This is a genomic window from Acinetobacter lwoffii, assembly GCF_024129355.1.
GTDB classification, from domain to species: domain Bacteria; phylum Pseudomonadota; class Gammaproteobacteria; order Pseudomonadales; family Moraxellaceae; genus Acinetobacter; species Acinetobacter lwoffii_I.
This window is the reverse complement of sequence record NZ_JAMXXP010000007.1, coordinates 1-16356: the sequence shown is the minus strand read 5'-3', so window position 1 is coordinate 16356 and position 16356 is coordinate 1. Positions and strand designations below refer to the sequence as shown.

The following is a 16356-nucleotide window of genomic DNA, read 5'->3' as shown; positions in this document are numbered from 1 at the left end:
AAAATCTCATTATCAGCTTACCAATTTTTCATTTTTACTCGCCAGCGTGAGTTATTTTTCTGCTAAATAAGTATGAATAATGATATCGACCGGATGCTGTTCACCATTAATACAATGAATTGTATTTTCCGAAATTTTCAGAATCGGCCAGGTAATCAGGTGGCAATTTTCACGTTGTAGGGCAGCATAATAATGATCTGATTTCAGATAAATTTTACGGGAAGATGCAAGATTTGGCATTAACTGGCGTCTTAGCCACAAATTCTGCACCTGATTTTCTAAAAACCGCAGAGAAAGCAAGCTTTTAATGCGGTTGTTAAATAAGCGGCGATTTTTACCAATCAATGGGTGATTAATAATTCGTTGCAGAATTCGGTCGGAACCGGGCAGTACAAAAGCAGGATTAATCTGGAAAACTTTTACCGAACGGGCATGTTGACTGATTTTATCCAGCTGGCTCACGGTAAACTGATCTGTGCCAATAATAGCAATATCTTTATCTGCATAATCCAATTCTAACAGTTCGGAAGAGGGCACTTTAATTCCATTAAACTGCTGAAAATGTTCGGGGCGATTTTCAAAAATACCAGCGTGTGGATCCTGCTTGGTAGACATTAGAATTCCTTGAATTTATTTAATAATTAATTTTCTTTGTATGAGATATAAACAAAAACTCAAGCCAGGGTAAAGTGAAAAATTTAACTTAGACAGTCATCTATTTGACCAAAATATAAAATCTGATTTTGTTGAGGCTGAATGGGTTTACAGGCGATCCAAAAAGAATGAATTTTAACTTGCTGAGATGGATGAAAGAAATGAAGTGTTCGTTCAAAGAAGAGGCTGTTTAATGGAGGAGGTCGATAGAAATGATTTTACTGGGATGTTTCTTTTAGTCATTTATCTTTAAAGGTGAAAAAACATCTACCCATTGCTGAGAATAGGTAGATGCAGCTTTCATTTACAGACCGTTTTTAATTTGCATCAACAGCTCAAAGTTGTGCAGGCGCTTGTCAGTGTCATAGATGTCACAAGTAAAGATAAACTCATCCACATCATATTTGGCTAAAAGCGATTCTAGCCCAGCTTTAACGGTTTCTTTGGAACCGACCTGAGCCATGGCAAAGAAATTATCGACTGACATTTTTTCCGGCGGCGACCACAGACCTTCCATGGAGTCAATTGGTGCTTTAAGTTTCAGGCTTTGCCCACGAATCAGTGATAAAACCCGCTGATAGGCACTAGTCGCTAGATATTCTGCTTCTTCATTGGTATCTGCGACACAGATCGGTACGCCCATGGAAACATAGGGACGATCGAGATATTCAGACGGTTCGAAATTGTCACGATACAGCTGAATGGCCTGACCCAGCATACGCGGGGCAAAATGCGAAGCAAAGGAATAAGGTAGACCAAGTTTTGCCGCCAGTTGTGCACTAAACAGGCTGGAACCTAAAAGCCATATGGGTACATGCGTGCTTTGACCTGGCGTTGCTACAATACGCTGTCCTGGAATTGGATCTTTAAAATATTGCAGAATTTCCAGAACATCCTGCGGGAATTGGTCTTCGGTTTCCTGACGGCCACGACGCAGGGCACGCATGGTCATTTGGTCGGTACCGGGAGCACGGCCCAGACCCAGTTCAATCCGGTCCGGATAGAGCGTTGCCAAGGTGCCGAACTGTTCTGCCACTACTAGTGGAGCATGATTCGGCAGCATGATTCCGCCAGAGCCTAAAGTTAAGGTTTTGGTATTCGCCAGTAAATAGCCTAAGAGAACTGCGGTTGCTGAACTGGCAATGCCATCCATATTATGATGTTCTGCCAGCCACATCCGGCGATAACCCAATTTTTCTGCTGTTTGGGCAAGTTCCAGCGCATGGTTCAGCGCGAATTGAATGCTCTTGTCGTCACGAACAGGAACCAGTTCGAGTATAGAGAACTGGGTATCGTTAAGCGTACGCATAGTATTACTCTTAAATAGACATCTCTAAAAGCATACGACTTTAGAAGGCGTTTGTATATCGAAAAAAATCGATATAAGTGTAAACCAAAAGATAAAGATAAAAAATAAAGGCAAAAAAATAAGCATCCGAAGATGCTTATAAAGGAGGAAAGAATAAGGGGAGAGAATCTTAACGACGACGGTTGTTATAGCGATAATCGTTATAACGGTAGTTACGAGAAGAGTTATAGCGACGTTCGCTGCGGTCATCATAACGACGGTCTTCGCTGACTTTCTTACCTAAAGCTGAGCCACCTGCTGAACCCAGTGCCGCACCGATATAACCACCGTTGGTGCCTGCCATGTTTCGGCCAACTGCATAACCTGCACCGCCACCTAAAGCACCACCGATAATCGCACCATTACGGTCACGTTTATTTGCTGCTACTGCGGCACCCGCACCACCACCAATCGCTGAACCGATTGTTGCACCAGTAGTACCGCCCATTTTATTGCCTACTGCGGCACCAACGACACCACCCAAAGCAGAAGCTAAAGCTGTATTGGTTGTATTGCCTGCATTGGCAGCTGTCATACCCATGGCTGAGGTTGCTACGACAGCGATCATTAGAGATTTATAGTTCATGAGGACACCTTTTATATATCTAGCTATATTTTGTTGATGAGATAAATTTAATCTAGCAAGCGCCAAACAGCATGGAGGCAATGTTGGCGAATTGTGATTTTTATCTCCTTAATTGATTCATGATGTGGACAGGATAATTCCATGTATTACTTGAAATTTCATGTTATGAAACAGTAATAAAAAAAAGCACCAAAAGGTGCTTTTCATGTTAAATGTAGTGTCTGGTCTAAACTGCCTGAGCGCAAATTAACGGTGACGTTTTTTCCAGTGTTTAGAGCGTTTTTCCACTGCTTTATCTTTGGCAATCTTGTTACCCAGTGCCGCACCACCGGCAGCACCTAAGGCTGAACCGATATAACCACCGTTAGTACCGCCCATATTTTTACCTACGGTATAACCGGCACCGCCACCTAGGGCACCACCAATGGCAGATTCAGTACGGTTTTTCTTGCTGCTTGCAACTGCTGCACCGCCAGCACCACCTAAAGCAGCACCAATGGTTGCGCCGGTGTTACCGCCCATGTTTTTACCTAATGCTGTACCTGCAACACTACCTAAAGCACTTGCTGCTGCAACACGCGCTGTACTGTCGGCATGTGCGTTTACGGTCATCATTGAACCAGCAGCTAAAACTGTACTCATTAAAAGTGCGTTGAGTTTCATGTCATCACTCCGTGTCCATCAACAGGACTGTAATTATTTCGATGCGGAAAATGTAACAAATCATGCCCAAAACAATATGAAGATGTTTCTTCATAATTCCCTGCTTTATTTGGCGAATTGTAAAATCGGCAAGAAATAAGAATAAGATCGACTATAAAAAAGGCAATTCCACTGTTTTTAATCATATTTGTTAACAAATGCTGTAGAGCACGAATGATAGCAACGCGGACTTACTCAATAATGATGTTCATTAGAAGCCAGAGTCGTTAAACTAGGCGCAATTTTTTGATTTCGCTGTGCTAAATCGGTTTTTAGTCCCAGCCTATGTTTGAGATTTTTTAGAAAATGAAAGAATCGTTACGTTTACGATTAGACCAACTCTCTGACCGCCATGAAGAATTGACCGCATTACTGGCTGATGTAGAAGTCATTTCTGATAATAAGCGCTTCCGTCAATTGTCACGTGAGCATAATGACTTAACAGAAATCACTAATGTCTGGACCAAGTACAGACAGGCGGAAGAAGACATTGAAACGGCTCAGGCCATGCTGTCAGATCCGGACTTTAAGGAAATGGCGCAGGAAGAGATTAAAGAGAATAAAGCTTTAATTGAATCGCTTGAAGCTGATCTGAACATCTTGATGATTCCGAAAGATCCGAATGATGCCAACTCGGCTTATCTTGAGATTCGTGCCGGAACCGGTGGCGATGAAGCTGCGATTTTCTCAGGCGATTTATTCCGTATGTATAGTAAATATGCGGAAAACCAAGGCTGGCGTATTGAAATCCTCTCTGAAAATGAAGGCGAACATGGCGGCTATAAAGAAGTCATCTGCCTGATTAATGGTGACGGTGTTTACGGTCGTCTAAAATTTGAAAGTGGTGCGCATCGTGTACAGCGTGTACCAGCGACCGAATCACAAGGCCGTGTGCATACCTCAGCATGTACCGTTGCGATTCTTCCTGAAATTGATGTTGATACCTCGGTCGAAATCAACTCATCTGATTTGCGCATTGATACCTATCGTGCTTCAGGTGCAGGCGGTCAGCACGTTAACAAAACCGATTCTGCAGTACGTATTACCCACATTCCAACTGGCACCGTAGTGGAATGTCAGGAAGAGCGTTCACAGCATAAGAACAAAGCCAAAGCGATGGCACTGCTGGTATCACGTTTGGAAAATGCCAAACGTGCAGCAGCAGATGCAGCAACCTCGGAAATGCGTCGTGACCTGGTGGGATCGGGTGATCGTTCGGAACGTATCCGTACCTATAACTATCCGCAAGGTCGTATGACAGATCACCGCATTAACCTGACTTTATACAAGCTGGATGCCGTGATGGAAGGTGATTTGACTGAATTGCTGGACAGCCTGCATCGCGAATATCAGGCGGATCAATTGGCCATGCTTGCACAGCAGAATGGTGGATAATGAATATTTTACAAGCCTTGGCTTTACGCGGCGAAGCTGAAAGTTACGAACGTCAGGAAAATGCCTGGTTACTGGAACACATCACCAAGATTGATTCATTTGATCTGCTGATGAAAAAGGATCAGGAGTTAACGCCGGAACAGGAACAAGCGTATAAAGACGGGTTGGCGCGTATTGCTGCCGGTGAGCCTTTGGCTTATGTCACTGGTTCACAGCCATTCTGGACTTTGGACCTCAAAGTGACCAAAGATACCTTGGTGCCACGTCCGGATACTGAAGTACTGGTTGAGACGGTATTGAAGTTAGACCTGCCTGAAGATGCCCGTGTAGTAGATTTGGGTACAGGTACTGGCGCAATTGCCTTATCACTGGCATCTGAACGTTCTAACTGGACAGTAACGGCTTCCGATATCTACGAGCCTACGCTTGAGGTGGCGAAATATAATGCGGAACAACATGATATTGAGAATGTAGAATTCGTTCTAGGTTCATGGTTGAAACCATTTGGCCGTCAATTCTTTGATGCCATTGTATCGAATCCACCCTATATCGACCCTGATGATGTGCATATGCAGAATCTGGCGACTGAACCGGAACGTGCGCTGGTGGCAGATAAAAAGGGGCTGGCCGATATTGAAATGATTATTCTGCAAGCCAAGAAGCATTTGACCGTGAATGGTTGGGTGGTGCTTGAGCATGGTTATAATCAGGCAGACGCCGTACAACATCTATTTAAACAGGCGGGTTATAAGCAAGTCCGCACGGTTAAAGATTATGGCGGGAATGATCGCGTAACTTTGGGTCAATGGCCACATTAATCTGTCATCTATCTTTATAAAAAAGCGACCGATGTGGTCGCTTTTTTATTGGATTTTTTCTTTATAAATTCCTGACTGCATCTGAAACCTTAAGTATTTTGAATGACATGACGCCAACGCAGTATAACTAAAAACAAAAAAGCGATGCCAGAGCACCGCTTTCGAGGAATTTTTAAAAATAATTACATTGGATAGTCTTGTAGACAGTCATAGACTTCTACCTGATCCAGACTACCAGTTTCCATTGCCAGACAAAGTGCCACAACTTTCAAAGTATCTGCCAGATATTTTTCATCTTTCAAGGCGATACCTTGTTGTAATTCATTGATACGCTCTGCCGGAATTTCAAGGGCCTGAGCCGCTTCCACAGCGTCCACCTGGTTAAAGAAGTGCAGAATTGCATCTTTCAGTTCTGCATCCGATGCATTTAAAATCCCTTGATTCAACTGTTCTGTGATGAGATCAGTCGAAGAAAATAAAGCTTTAGAGAAGTTTTGGACAAGATTTTGCCCAAGCACATCAGTCATCTTTAACATGGAGATACCTTCAACTAGAAAGGAAAATGGAGAGTACAGCCAATAGCAAAAGTGCTATAAATTGAATGAAAAATAATCTATTATCGGGTAAATTGCAAAGCTTTTCGGGTGACTATGTAGTCCTGCTAATATATTTTTCAGGGCTTGAAATATATAATCATAATAAAAATAAATGCTTAGAATGTAAGTATTTTTGAATGATATTTTTAAAGTCTAAATTTATATAAATTATCTAATATTATTTTGCCGATACGCACCTGGACTGACGCCAGTCCACTTTTTGAATGCACGATGAAATGCACTGGATTCCTGAAAGTTAAGCTGATCGCTGATCTCTTGTAAACTTTGTTCAGTACGGGTCAGTAATTCAATTGCGGTATCCCGGCGTATCTCATTTTTTAATTGCTGATAGCTGACACCTTCACTTTTTAAACGCCGTTGCATGGTGGCTTCAGACATATTCATTTTTAAGGCTAGTTCATTCAGTTCCAGCCATTCTGCCGGCGAAACCTGTAGCAATTTTCGGCGAATCTGGGTGCTCAAGGCATAGGGGTTTTTAAAACGCACCAATAAATTTTGTGGTGTTTGCTGAATAAACTGATACCAGGACTGAGTATCCTGTTTAATCGGCAGTTGCAGATAGCTGGCATCAAATTGCACGTAATTTTCGCTGGCCTGATATTCAATCTGTTCACAGAACCGAACTTTATAGTCGAAATCATCCAGGGGAGCTGCACATTTGAGTTGAATCTGATTAAGTAAAATCCGTTGTCCACTTAACCAGCAGATCAGGGTATGAATCAGCATCAGATAAGTCGCATAACTAAACATGCGTTTGGTTGCTTTTAAATCATAAATCACGATATAGGCATAGTGTTCCTCAACCATGAGCGTGCTTTGCAGGTCGTCCAAAACCATGTTGAGAAATTGCAGAATGTGTTGCAGCGCTTTTTCCAGTGTATCTGCCTGCATGACCATTTTCGAAAGCAATTTAAAACTGCCACGACGCATGGCATGGCTGTCCATGCCAAAAAATTCGTCATTCATGCTGTCTGCAAGCACAGTCCATAATTGGGCGAATTGGCTAACGGATACACGTGCCTTGGGAGCATTCAATACTTCTGCTGGGATATTGGCTTTTTTCAGAATGGCAGGGATATCAAATTGCAGCCGTTTGGCATCCAGCAATGCTTCGTTCACCAGGTCAATCGAGATGGTGCCTTTGCTATATTCCAGTGCAGGCTTATGCATATTCAGTCTGACATCCTTGTTTTCATTGTCCAAATACATCATGCAAGATGCAATATTTGGAAATTGTACAGAATAAAAACTCTGTTTACTCTGCATATTAAGTCGTATCTGAAATAGAAAAATCGCTAGGAAATAAACATGAACATTCAGGGAAAAGTTATTGTGATCACCGGTGGTGCCTCAGGTTTGGGTGCGGCTACGGCGACGCATCTGGTTGAACACGGTGCTAAAGTGATTCTGGTCGATATGAATCAGGAGCAGGGTCAGGCATTACAGCAGCAACTGGGCTCACAGTCTGAATTTGTACAGCTCGATGTGACCGATGAACAGACAGTTGAAGCTTTCTTCGCTCATGTTGAAAGCACATATGGCCAACTGAATGGTTTGATCAACTGTGCCGGGATTGCGCCATCCGCCAAAGTATTGGGTCGTAACGGCATCCATGAATTGGCAATGTTCCAAAAAGTGCTGAATATTAATGTAAACGGTACTTTTAATATGTTGCGTCATGCGGCGGCTTTAATTGCAAAATATGAGCTGCAAGCTGGTGAAGAAGAACGTGGCGTGATTGTGAACACCGCTTCGGTTGCCGCTTATGACGGCCAAATTGGTCAGACTGCCTATGCGGCTTCTAAAGGTGCAGTCGTCGCAATGACTTTACCTCTGGCACGTGAACTGGCCCGTGAAGCGATCCGTGTCATGACCATCGCGCCGGGCATTATGGAAACTCCGATGCTAAAAGGCATGCCACAAAATGTCCAGGATGCTTTAGGACAAATGGTGCCGTTTCCACCACGTCTGGCAAAACCACAGGAATTTGCCCATCTGGTGGGACATATTTTTGAAAATAGTTATTTGAATGGTGAGGTCATTCGTTTGGATGGCGCAATCCGTATGCAGCCTAAATAAGTTTTCGATTTATATAGGACATGATGATTTGCACAGCTACCAATTTCTCATTGAATTTAAATGAATTTGCTTAAGCATGCATTTTCTTTTGAAGGATCAAAAGAAACAAAAATCCTTTGCGAAACTGAAGATACATCCCTGTATCTCAGTTTCGCAGGCGACATCCATGCCGCCTTATCCGACGTGCCAACGATCTCAATAGTAAAAAGCTTGAAGTAAATAAATAGATATAGAAAGGGAAGTTCAATGATTTTAAATGATGAACAAAAAATGATTCAGGACATGATGCGAAATTATTCGCAGCAGAAACTGAAACCGACAGCGGCCTTACGCGACAAAACGGCACAATTTCCAGCACAAGAACTTAAAGAGCTTGGTGAGCTTGGTGCATTGGGTATGACAGTGGCTGAAGAATGGGGTGGTGCAGGTCTGGATTATGTATCATTGGTTTTGGCGCTAGAGGAAATTGCCGCAGGAGATGGTGCAATCTCGACGATTATCAGTGTGCAGAATTCTTTGCCTTGCGGCATTACCCAGCGTTATGGCACTGAAGCACAAAAACAGCAGTATTTAACTAAGCTGGCGACAGGTGAATGGCTTGGCTGTTTCTGTTTGACAGAACCTCAGGCCGGTTCGGATGCCAGTTCGCTGGAGTGTAAAGCCGAACGTGATGGTGATGAATGGGTGCTAAATGGCACCAAGCAGTTTATCACGACAGGTAAACACGCACAGATTGCACTAGTCTTTGCTGTGACTGATAAATCTGCAGGGAAAAAGGGTATTTCATGCTTTCTGGTGCCGACCGATGCACCGGGTTATATCGTGTCACGCCTAGAAGAGAAAATGGGTCAGCATTGTTCCGATACCGCGACCATCGTTCTGGATAACTGCCGGATTCCTGCTGCCAACTTGTTGGGGCAGGAAGGAGAAGGCTATAAGATTGCCTTGTCGAACCTTGAATCGGGGCGGATCGGCATTGCAGCACAATCTGTCGGTATGGCCCGGGCTGCGCTAGATGCTGCAGTGGAATATGCCAATGATCGCAAAGCCTTTGGCGTAGAAATTGTGCAGCATCAGGCTGTGGCATTCAGGCTTGCAGATATGGCGACACAAATTGAAGCCGCACGTCAGCTCGTCTTGCATGCTGCAACCTTAAAAGATGCTGGCCAGCCATGCTTAAAAGAAGCTTCTATGGCCAAATTGTTTGCTTCAACTATCGCAGAGCGAGTCTGTTCAGATGCGATTCAGATTCATGGTGGCTATGGCTATGTGTCGGATTTTCCGGTTGAACGTATCTATCGTGATGTACGAGTGAGCCAGATTTATGAAGGTGCATCGGATATTCAACGTCTGGTGATTGCACGTGAAGTATGTCAGCGCTGATTTTTAATTTAAAAAACAGACTTTGATTGATGTTCAAATCTGGCACTTACGTTGATGGATATGGAAATTGCAGGATTCAACTGAACATGATGATCTAAAGACATACAGTACGAATAATCGAAAAATAAGCCTTATTCATGTTCTAGCCCTAGGGCATGAATGCAGATTTGAGAAAGTATGCTGAGGGAATCAGCAGGAACAACAAATACAAATGGATAAACTCAGGCAAGGTCGCCTGAAAACTACAACAGGAAAGAGGTTGTCGTCATGAAGACACTAGAGCAGGCATATGCTGATTTTAATTTTGAAAATATGGTTCAGGAACATCTGGTTGGAAGCGCAGAGAACATCAATGCGTATACCGAATGCTGTGGTCGATACCTGGGTCAAAACCGAACTGCACTGATCTGGGAAGGTAAAAATGGAGATGCAGAGCAGTGGACCTTTGAACAGCTGGCAACAGCTTCAGGACAGCTGGCCAATTATATGCATTCTCTGGGTTTAAAGGCCGGTGACTGTATTGCAGGATTGCTGCCAAGAACGCCAGCACTCTTAATTACCATATTGGCCACCTGGCGGATCGGTGCCATATACCAACCTTTATTTACTGCCTTTGAAAGCAAAGCCATTGAACATCGCATCAGTACCGCTGGCACCCAGTTGATTGTTACTGATGAAGAGCAGCGACTGAAACTTCATGATCTCAATGTCCCTAATATTCTGACTGTGCATCAAACAGCGGCAGATGATTATCAAGATGCTGATTTCTGGACAGCCTTACAGCAGCAACCGGAAGAGTTTGAACCGGTAAATTGCCAGTTTAATGATATTTTCCTGATGATGTTTACTTCAGGTACGACAGGCTTGGCAAAATCGGTTCCTGTGCCTTTAAAAGCCTTGTTGGCCTTTAAAGGCTATATGCTGCACGCGGTAGATCTGCGAGATGAAGATTCCTTCTGGAATCTGGCAGATCCGGGCTGGGCGTATGGACTGTATTATGGTATTGCAGGGCCGCTCAGTTTAGGGCACAGCATCATCATGGATGAACGTGGCTTTAGTGTCGATAATGCCGTACAAATCATTCAAAAATATCAGGTCAGTAACTTGACCGGTTCGCCAACCGCATTTCGCATGTTCTTTGGCTTTAAAGAAAAATTTGATGCAGGCATCAGTTCGCATTTACGCGTGGTAAGTAGTGCGGGTGAGCCGCTCACGCCTGAAGTGATTCAGTGGTTCAATCATGATTTAAATGTGAATATTTACGATCAATATGGACAGACTGAACTGGGTATGGTGATCGCCAATCATCATGGCCTGGAGCATTATAAAAAAGTTGGTTCAGCCGGTTTTGCTATTCCTGGGCATCGTTTTGCTGTATTGGACAAAGAACATCAGGAAGTAGAAAAAGGCGGTATTGGAACACTTGCTATCGACTGTTCAGCTTCACCTTTGATGTGGTTTGAAGGCTATGCAGGGCATAACCGCAAGTCATTTGTCGGGCAGTATTATCTCACTGGTGATACCGTGAAGCTGAATGAATATGGCGGTATTGATTTTATTGGGCGTGCAGACGATGTCATTACAACCTCGGGCTATCGGGTTGGGCCTTTTGATGTAGAAAGTACCTTGCTTGAATGTGAGGAAGTGCTTGAATCCGCAGTCGTTGGAAAGCCAGATCCAGAACGAACAGAAATTGTGAAAGCCTTTGTAGTGCTTAAATCGGCTTATCCGGCTACTGAAGATTTGATGTTGAAACTGCAAAGTTATGTACGTTCACGCTTATCCAAACATGCCTATCCGAAAGAGATTGAGTTTGTGGCATCTTTGCCTAAAACATCGAGTGGCAAGATTCAGCGAAATTTACTCAAACAGCAGGAAGTTGCCAAACTTCAAGAGATGAAGCGAGTCAGCTAATTTTTCAAATTAATTGTTCGATTGAATGCTAAAAGGCTGCCATAGCAGCCTTTTGGTTTTTTAAGAAATAAATCTGCTACTTAAATTTTAATCAGATATTGAGCTGATTTTCCCGAACTTATATTTTTAAGAGAGCAGATTAAGGCAAGCAAAAATTATAATTTTTTATGTCATTACAGTAAAATTACATTAATATTTAAAATTGAATATATCAAAAATTTAGCCTCTTAAGATAAAGAGGCTAAATCTCATTCATTACCAGATATTACTTTGTAGATTCACTTTTTGATGTTCTGCATGCGGTTCGCCCGCTTCGCCGGTAACACCGCCTTTTAAGGCTTTAAAAAGCTGGGTGACTTTGTTGTCTGTCACATTCCAATATTCTGCGCTGACTGCTTCAGCAATCAATACCCGTACGGTAGGATCATCTTTGCCTTCAAACCAGTTTTCAGCCCACGGATTCCACAACTGTTCAATCAGAATGCGGTCAGTACTGATCTGGGCATGTGCACTAATCGACACGTAAATACCATCTGATGGTTTTGCAAAAGACAGACCAATCTGACCACGGCCTGTTTCTGCTGCTTTGACCAGATCATTGGTGTTACGCAGGATGAAATATAAGTTTTGACGTTCATTCATCTGCTCGGAGTTCAGCATGGTCATCGGCTGGGAGTGTATTTCATGTGTGTCGGTTAAATGGCTGATCATGGTGTAACGAACATCCTTGATCAATTCCCATAATTTTTCACGATTATCATGTTGAGTATTGTTATGCTCGGTCATGTATGTTCTCCATACGATTTTATGAAAGCTGAAAAGATTGCTTGGTATTTTCAGATTAATCATATTTAGAGACAGATGCCTTAGGTCTCACTGAACTCATACATTTTCATACTCAAATACAGGCAGAGACTACAGAATTGCTAAACAAGGCAGTTCTATTTACAGGGTAATTCAATAGCAAAGATTTTAAAAACTTCAGGTTTGACACCTTTTATAAATTAGAAGGAACAGTTTACCGGAACCGTTTAATTGAGGTGATTCAAAAAATCTTGCCAAGCCATAGCGGCTGCATCTTGATACCGAACGTTTAGCTGATATGCTATTTGCCTCAACGATTGCCGAACCATTTATTGATGTGCTGTGAATTGAATGTGAGATTGATATTCCAGAGATTTATCAGCCTTTAGAAACTTCAGTAAAGCTAATTTTACGATCATTGTTAAAAATTTTCGAAACAAGGAAAGACGTTGTCTACATTTAACATGGATACCATATCCCCAGAATTCGAACTCACCGATGCTGAACTGCATCTGTATAGCCGTCAGATTCTTCTGGATGGCTGGGATATTGACGCTCAAGAACGGTTAAAATTTTCTAATGTCTGCATTATTGGTTGTGGCGGGATAGGCTGTGCACTGGCAGAACTTCTGGCACGTGCAGGTGTGGGAAAAATTACCCTGATCGATCCGGATACCATCGAGATGAGTAATTTACAGCGACAACTGGCATTTATACCGCAGGATATTGGATTTTATAAGGCAGAAACGCTGGCCAAAAGACTGAGTCAGGTTAATCCGAACCTACAAGTTGAATATGTGAATCAGGCCTTAACGGCTGAAAATGCAGTAAGTGTGATTGAGCATCAGGATCTGGTATTGGATGGCTGTGATCAGTTTGCCACACGTTATCTGGTCAATCAGATTTGCGTGGAGCTGAATGTGCCCTTATTGAGTGCTTCTGCGATTGGCTTGCAAGGTCAGCTATTTATGGTCGAAGGGGATTCCGCCTGTTATGCTTGCCTGTTCCCGCCAGAAAATCAGGCCGATGAAAGTCTGCGCTGTGCAGACTCCGGTGTACTGGCCACCACACCGAATGTGATGGCCAGCTTACAGGCACATCATGCCTTGTTATATCTGGGATTAGGTCAGATACCACTTCGACAAAAGCTGTTGTTGTGGGATGGGCTGAGCTTTAAACAGCGGATTCTTGCTTTCGAAAAAGATACAGATTGCCCAATCTGTCAGGCAAGATAAGCCTGCAAAGTGAATTTTTTTGCTACACTGCGTTTAATTAATTTTTCCTAAGACATTATGAAAAACAATATCTGGTTAGATGGAATACGTTCAGTTGCCCGTATGGGAGAAACAGCGGTCGTTGCGGCCAAGGCGGGCATTAAATATGCCACTGAAAAGCCAAGCAATGCCAAGCTCATGCGTGAAACTTTCGAATCTTTGGGTTCGACCTATATCAAGCTGGGGCAGTTTATTGCCAGTACGCCGTCGCTGTTTCCACGTGAATATGTAGAAGAATTTCAGGGTTGTCTGGATCAGACTCCACGCTTGCCGTTTAGCTATATCCAGCAAGTGTTGGCTTCTGAATTTGCAGGGCGCAATCTGGATGAAATCTTTGCATCGATTGATGAAACACCGTTAGCCTCTGCATCTATTGCACAGGTGCATGCGGCCAAACTGGTGTCTGGCGAAGATGTCGTGATTAAGGTACAAAAACCGGGCGTAGAGACCATTTTGTACACTGACTTGAACGTCCTACATTGGGCAACCAAGTTACTGGAAAAAGCAGTCCCGAAAGTTAAGTTTGCTTCACTGGCTGACATTGTCGAAGAAATCAAAACCCGTATGGTGCGTGAAGTCGATTTTATCGAAGAAGCACAGAATCTGGATGATTTCGTTAATTACCTGAATATCACCAACAATCAGGCAGCCACTGCACCTAAGGTTTATCATCAATATTCGACCCGTCGTGTGCTCACCATGCAGCGTTTATACGGTGTGCCTTTGACAGATTTTGAAGTGGTCAAAAAAGTATCCAAAGATCCATCTCAAGTACTTATCACTGCGATGAATACCTGGTTTGGTAGCTTGATGATGTGTAACAGCTTCCATGCCGATTTACATGCAGGCAACCTGATGCTGCTCGAAGATGGACGTGTCGGTTTTATTGATTTCGGTATTGTCGGTCAGCTTAAACCTGAGGTATGGACGGCATGTATGGCATTTATGGATTCATTGCAACATACCAATTATGAGCTGATGGCACAAAACATGCTGAAAATGGGCATGACTGCTGTGCAGATTGACACCAAAGTCTTGGCTGCTGATCTGGAACGCTTATTTAGCGGTGTATTGATGGCGGATCCGCAGGAATTATTAACGTCCAATCCTGCTGACCTGAACGATATCATGATGGATATGGTGGCTGTGGGTGAACGTCACGGGATCCGGTTCCCGCGTGACTTTGCCTTGCTATTCAAGCAAATGCTGTATTTCGATCGTTTCATGCGAATTCTGGCGCCGTATACCGATATCTATGCCGATCAGCGTTTGCAAATGGTGCAAAGCATGGATCCGAACCTGCTGTTAAAGCATTAAAACCCTATCTAGACTTGGAAAAATCCCCCTAAATCCCCCTTTTAAAAGGGGGACTTTAAAAGCTCCTCCTTTTGTAAAGGGGCTTGAGAGGGATTTGGTTAGTACTAAATTCTCGAGCAATCCAATGGACGCCATTATTATTGAAGGTTTAAAGGTTGAGACAGTCGTGGGCTGCTTTAACTGGGAGCGTCAAATTATTCAGCCTCTAATGCTGGATTTGACCATTCAAACCGATTTAGAACAGGCATCAAACTCAGATGCACTTGCAGATACGCTGAATTATGCAGAAATTTGTGAGATTTCCAGCAAAGTCATTCAAGACGCCAAGCCTGAATTGATTGAACATGCAGCAAAGTTAGTGCTGAATGCACTTTTTACTACCTTTACAGCAATTGAATCGATTAATATTACGATCCGTAAGCCTGCCATTATCGCGCAAGCCAATTCTGTAGGAATACGTCTTGAACGACACCGAAACGATTTTCGCCCTAGCATTAGCGAGTAATTGTCATCCTCAGCAACATTTTCAAGCTGCACAGCAACGTATTTCTGAATGGGGAGAAGTTCAGTTTTCTCCCATTTATATGATTCCTTGCCGCGATGGCATCGGCGCAGATTACTGGAATGCAGCGTGTTTATTGCGAAGTTCGGTATCTAGTGAAGGCCTGATTGAGCTGCTCAAACAGCTGGAACAGGCATCAGGGCGAGTACGTCCATCTCATCAGATTACTTTGGATGTTGATTTGATTGCCTGGGGATTAGATCTTCAACATATGCAGTTTAATGAAAAAAAGTTGCCCTTGGCTCTGGATGTGAAAGTGCCTATGTTTGATATCTGGCATGATGCCATGTTCGAACATGGATCACATAGCTTCCCAACAGTTGAACAGCTGATTTAAATCAAATCACCTAATTTTTTGCTAATACATTTTATCCAGTAAGAATAATTAACCCGCCTGATCAAGCCAGATCAGGCTTTTTTATGCTTCAGTTTTTTGTTTTAGATGAAAAGAAAAATTCAGATAAGATGGCTCAGGCGGAGTTTAGGAATCCTTTAAAAATGAAAATATTAGAAATCTTGGTTTCGGTGATTTTAATTCTTGGGATTCTTTATGTCATCCAATGGGGGGTTCATAGTTTTCCAACAGGCAATTAATGTTTGATTGATTTAAGGCTCTGGAATTTATTTTAAGTTCGATAAAAATCCTCAAAGCAGTAAAAATGCCTCATCGCTCTTTCACTTTTTCTTGTTATAAAAAATGATCAGCAATACGATAATGATCGCCAAGATGGCAAGAATGATCGTAGTTTCCATAACAATACCTCTCAGACATAGATCTTAGGTTTTAAACATCTAAATTAAAACCGAACATATATTAGGGTCTGTTGACATTTACTGTTCATAATTAACCCTATAAAGGTAGCCATAAAAATATACAGGCTAAAGCAACAGAACTTTGATAAT

Annotated in this window: 17 protein-coding genes; 10 read left to right on the top strand and 7 right to left on the bottom strand. The window is 42.8% G+C overall.

The annotated features are described in order from the left end of the window. Positions 1-51: 51 nt before the first annotated feature. The 4 genes from NI468_RS05720 to NI468_RS05705 all read right to left on the bottom strand — a co-directional run bounded on the left by NI468_RS05720 (position 52) and on the right by NI468_RS05705 (position 3251). Positions 52-615: an NAD(P)/FAD-dependent oxidoreductase gene (locus NI468_RS05720; RefSeq protein WP_213687387.1), complete on the bottom strand. Its 564-nt coding sequence runs from the start codon at positions 613-615 to the stop codon at positions 52-54. 343 nt (positions 616-958) lie between these two features. Beyond that, positions 959-1963 (bottom strand): LLM class flavin-dependent oxidoreductase, encoded by a 1005-nt coding sequence (locus NI468_RS05715; protein ID WP_253100574.1) that lies wholly within the window; start codon positions 1961-1963, stop codon positions 959-961. 169 nt (positions 1964-2132) lie between these two features. Next, the gene (locus NI468_RS05710) at positions 2133-2588 is read right to left on the bottom strand and encodes a hypothetical protein (protein ID WP_004278778.1); all 456 of its coding nucleotides are present in this window, start codon (positions 2586-2588) and stop codon (positions 2133-2135) included. A 246-nt stretch (positions 2589-2834) separates the two neighbouring features. Beyond that, on the bottom strand, positions 2835-3251 hold the full coding sequence (locus NI468_RS05705; protein ID WP_005263255.1) for a glycine zipper domain-containing protein: 417 nt from the start codon (positions 3249-3251) through the stop codon (positions 2835-2837). 345 nt (positions 3252-3596) lie between these two features. On the opposite strand from NI468_RS05705, the gene prfA reads away from it, so the two are divergent. Further along, the gene (gene prfA / locus NI468_RS05700; protein ID WP_004645400.1) at positions 3597-4685 is read left to right on the top strand and encodes a peptide chain release factor 1; all 1089 of its coding nucleotides are present in this window, start codon (positions 3597-3599) and stop codon (positions 4683-4685) included. After that, positions 4685-5503 carry a peptide chain release factor N(5)-glutamine methyltransferase gene (prmC, locus tag NI468_RS05695; protein ID WP_222112205.1) on the top strand — a complete coding sequence of 273 codons (819 nt, stop codon included), beginning with the start codon at positions 4685-4687 and terminating at the stop codon, positions 5501-5503. The genes prfA and prmC overlap by 1 nt, the downstream gene beginning before the upstream one ends. A gap of 182 nt (positions 5504-5685) precedes the next feature. Here the strand turns inward: prmC and NI468_RS05690 are convergent, their stop codons facing one another. Both NI468_RS05690 and NI468_RS05685 read right to left on the bottom strand, forming a co-directional pair. After that, positions 5686-6039 carry a hypothetical protein gene (locus tag NI468_RS05690; RefSeq protein WP_253100571.1) on the bottom strand — a complete coding sequence of 118 codons (354 nt, stop codon included), beginning with the start codon at positions 6037-6039 and terminating at the stop codon, positions 5686-5688. Positions 6040-6267: 228 nt separating this feature from the next. Then, the gene (locus NI468_RS05685; RefSeq protein WP_253100692.1) at positions 6268-7290 is read right to left on the bottom strand and encodes an AraC family transcriptional regulator; all 1023 of its coding nucleotides are present in this window, start codon (positions 7288-7290) and stop codon (positions 6268-6270) included. A gap of 138 nt (positions 7291-7428) precedes the next feature. Between NI468_RS05685 and NI468_RS05680 the strand changes: the two genes are divergently transcribed. From NI468_RS05680 to NI468_RS05670, 3 genes are all read left to right on the top strand, one after another. Then, the gene (locus NI468_RS05680; protein ID WP_005263250.1) at positions 7429-8199 is read left to right on the top strand and encodes an SDR family NAD(P)-dependent oxidoreductase; all 771 of its coding nucleotides are present in this window, start codon (positions 7429-7431) and stop codon (positions 8197-8199) included. A gap of 246 nt (positions 8200-8445) precedes the next feature. Continuing rightward, positions 8446-9582, top strand: a complete 1137-nt coding sequence (locus NI468_RS05675) for an acyl-CoA dehydrogenase family protein (protein WP_253100569.1) — start codon at positions 8446-8448, stop codon at positions 9580-9582. A 267-nt stretch (positions 9583-9849) separates the two neighbouring features. After that, a complete protein-coding gene (locus NI468_RS05670; RefSeq protein WP_253100566.1) occupies positions 9850-11496 on the top strand; it encodes an AMP-binding protein in 1647 nt (548 codons plus the stop codon). 255 nt (positions 11497-11751) lie between these two features. Here the strand turns inward: NI468_RS05670 and NI468_RS05665 are convergent, their stop codons facing one another. Then, positions 11752-12282 (bottom strand): pyridoxamine 5'-phosphate oxidase family protein, encoded by a 531-nt coding sequence (locus tag NI468_RS05665; RefSeq protein ID WP_044108878.1) that lies wholly within the window; start codon positions 12280-12282, stop codon positions 11752-11754. A gap of 482 nt (positions 12283-12764) precedes the next feature. Here NI468_RS05665 and NI468_RS05660 point away from each other — a divergent pair, with 482 nt between their 5' ends. The 5 genes from NI468_RS05660 (at position 12765) to NI468_RS05640 (ending at position 16047) form a co-directional block, all read left to right on the top strand. Then, on the top strand, positions 12765-13535 hold the full coding sequence (locus tag NI468_RS05660) for a HesA/MoeB/ThiF family protein (protein WP_005106630.1): 771 nt from the start codon (positions 12765-12767) through the stop codon (positions 13533-13535). A 57-nt stretch (positions 13536-13592) separates the two neighbouring features. Continuing rightward, positions 13593-14891, top strand: a complete 1299-nt coding sequence (locus NI468_RS05655; RefSeq protein ID WP_253100563.1) for an ABC1 kinase family protein — start codon at positions 13593-13595, stop codon at positions 14889-14891. A 124-nt stretch (positions 14892-15015) separates the two neighbouring features. Continuing rightward, entirely contained in the window at positions 15016-15396 is a 381-nt protein-coding gene (gene folB, locus NI468_RS05650) for a dihydroneopterin aldolase (protein ID WP_004645388.1), read from the top strand. Beyond that, entirely contained in the window at positions 15353-15790 is a 438-nt protein-coding gene (locus NI468_RS05645; protein WP_004731425.1) for a 2-amino-4-hydroxy-6-hydroxymethyldihydropteridine diphosphokinase, read from the top strand. The genes folB and NI468_RS05645 overlap by 44 nt, the downstream gene beginning before the upstream one ends. Before the next feature lie 83 nt (positions 15791-15873). Then, positions 15874-16047, top strand: a complete 174-nt coding sequence (locus NI468_RS05640) for a hypothetical protein (RefSeq protein ID WP_004731424.1) — start codon at positions 15874-15876, stop codon at positions 16045-16047. Positions 16048-16356 lie beyond the last annotated feature (309 nt).

Coding starts and splice junctions, on each gene's coding strand:
- NI468_RS05720 (WP_213687387.1), bottom strand. CDS start 615: ATGTCTACCAAGCAGGATCCACACGCTGGTATTTTTGAAAATCGCCCC.
- NI468_RS05715 (WP_253100574.1), bottom strand. CDS start 1,963: ATGCGTACGCTTAACGATACCCAGTTCTCTATACTCGAACTGGTTCCT.
- NI468_RS05710 (WP_004278778.1), bottom strand. CDS start 2,588: ATGAACTATAAATCTCTAATGATCGCTGTCGTAGCAACCTCAGCCATG.
- NI468_RS05705 (WP_005263255.1), bottom strand. CDS start 3,251: ATGAAACTCAACGCACTTTTAATGAGTACAGTTTTAGCTGCTGGTTCA.
- prfA (WP_004645400.1), top strand. CDS start 3,597: ATGAAAGAATCGTTACGTTTACGATTAGACCAACTCTCTGACCGCCAT.
- prmC (WP_222112205.1), top strand. CDS start 4,685: ATGAATATTTTACAAGCCTTGGCTTTACGCGGCGAAGCTGAAAGTTAC.
- NI468_RS05690 (WP_253100571.1), bottom strand. CDS start 6,039: ATGTTAAAGATGACTGATGTGCTTGGGCAAAATCTTGTCCAAAACTTC.
- NI468_RS05685 (WP_253100692.1), bottom strand. CDS start 7,290: ATGCATAAGCCTGCACTGGAATATAGCAAAGGCACCATCTCGATTGAC.
- NI468_RS05680 (WP_005263250.1), top strand. CDS start 7,429: ATGAACATTCAGGGAAAAGTTATTGTGATCACCGGTGGTGCCTCAGGT.
- NI468_RS05675 (WP_253100569.1), top strand. CDS start 8,446: ATGATTTTAAATGATGAACAAAAAATGATTCAGGACATGATGCGAAAT.
- NI468_RS05670 (WP_253100566.1), top strand. CDS start 9,850: ATGAAGACACTAGAGCAGGCATATGCTGATTTTAATTTTGAAAATATG.
- NI468_RS05665 (WP_044108878.1), bottom strand. CDS start 12,282: ATGACCGAGCATAACAATACTCAACATGATAATCGTGAAAAATTATGG.
- NI468_RS05660 (WP_005106630.1), top strand. CDS start 12,765: ATGGATACCATATCCCCAGAATTCGAACTCACCGATGCTGAACTGCAT.
- NI468_RS05655 (WP_253100563.1), top strand. CDS start 13,593: ATGAAAAACAATATCTGGTTAGATGGAATACGTTCAGTTGCCCGTATG.
- folB (WP_004645388.1), top strand. CDS start 15,016: ATGGACGCCATTATTATTGAAGGTTTAAAGGTTGAGACAGTCGTGGGC.
- NI468_RS05640 (WP_004731424.1), top strand. CDS start 15,874: ATGCTTCAGTTTTTTGTTTTAGATGAAAAGAAAAATTCAGATAAGATG.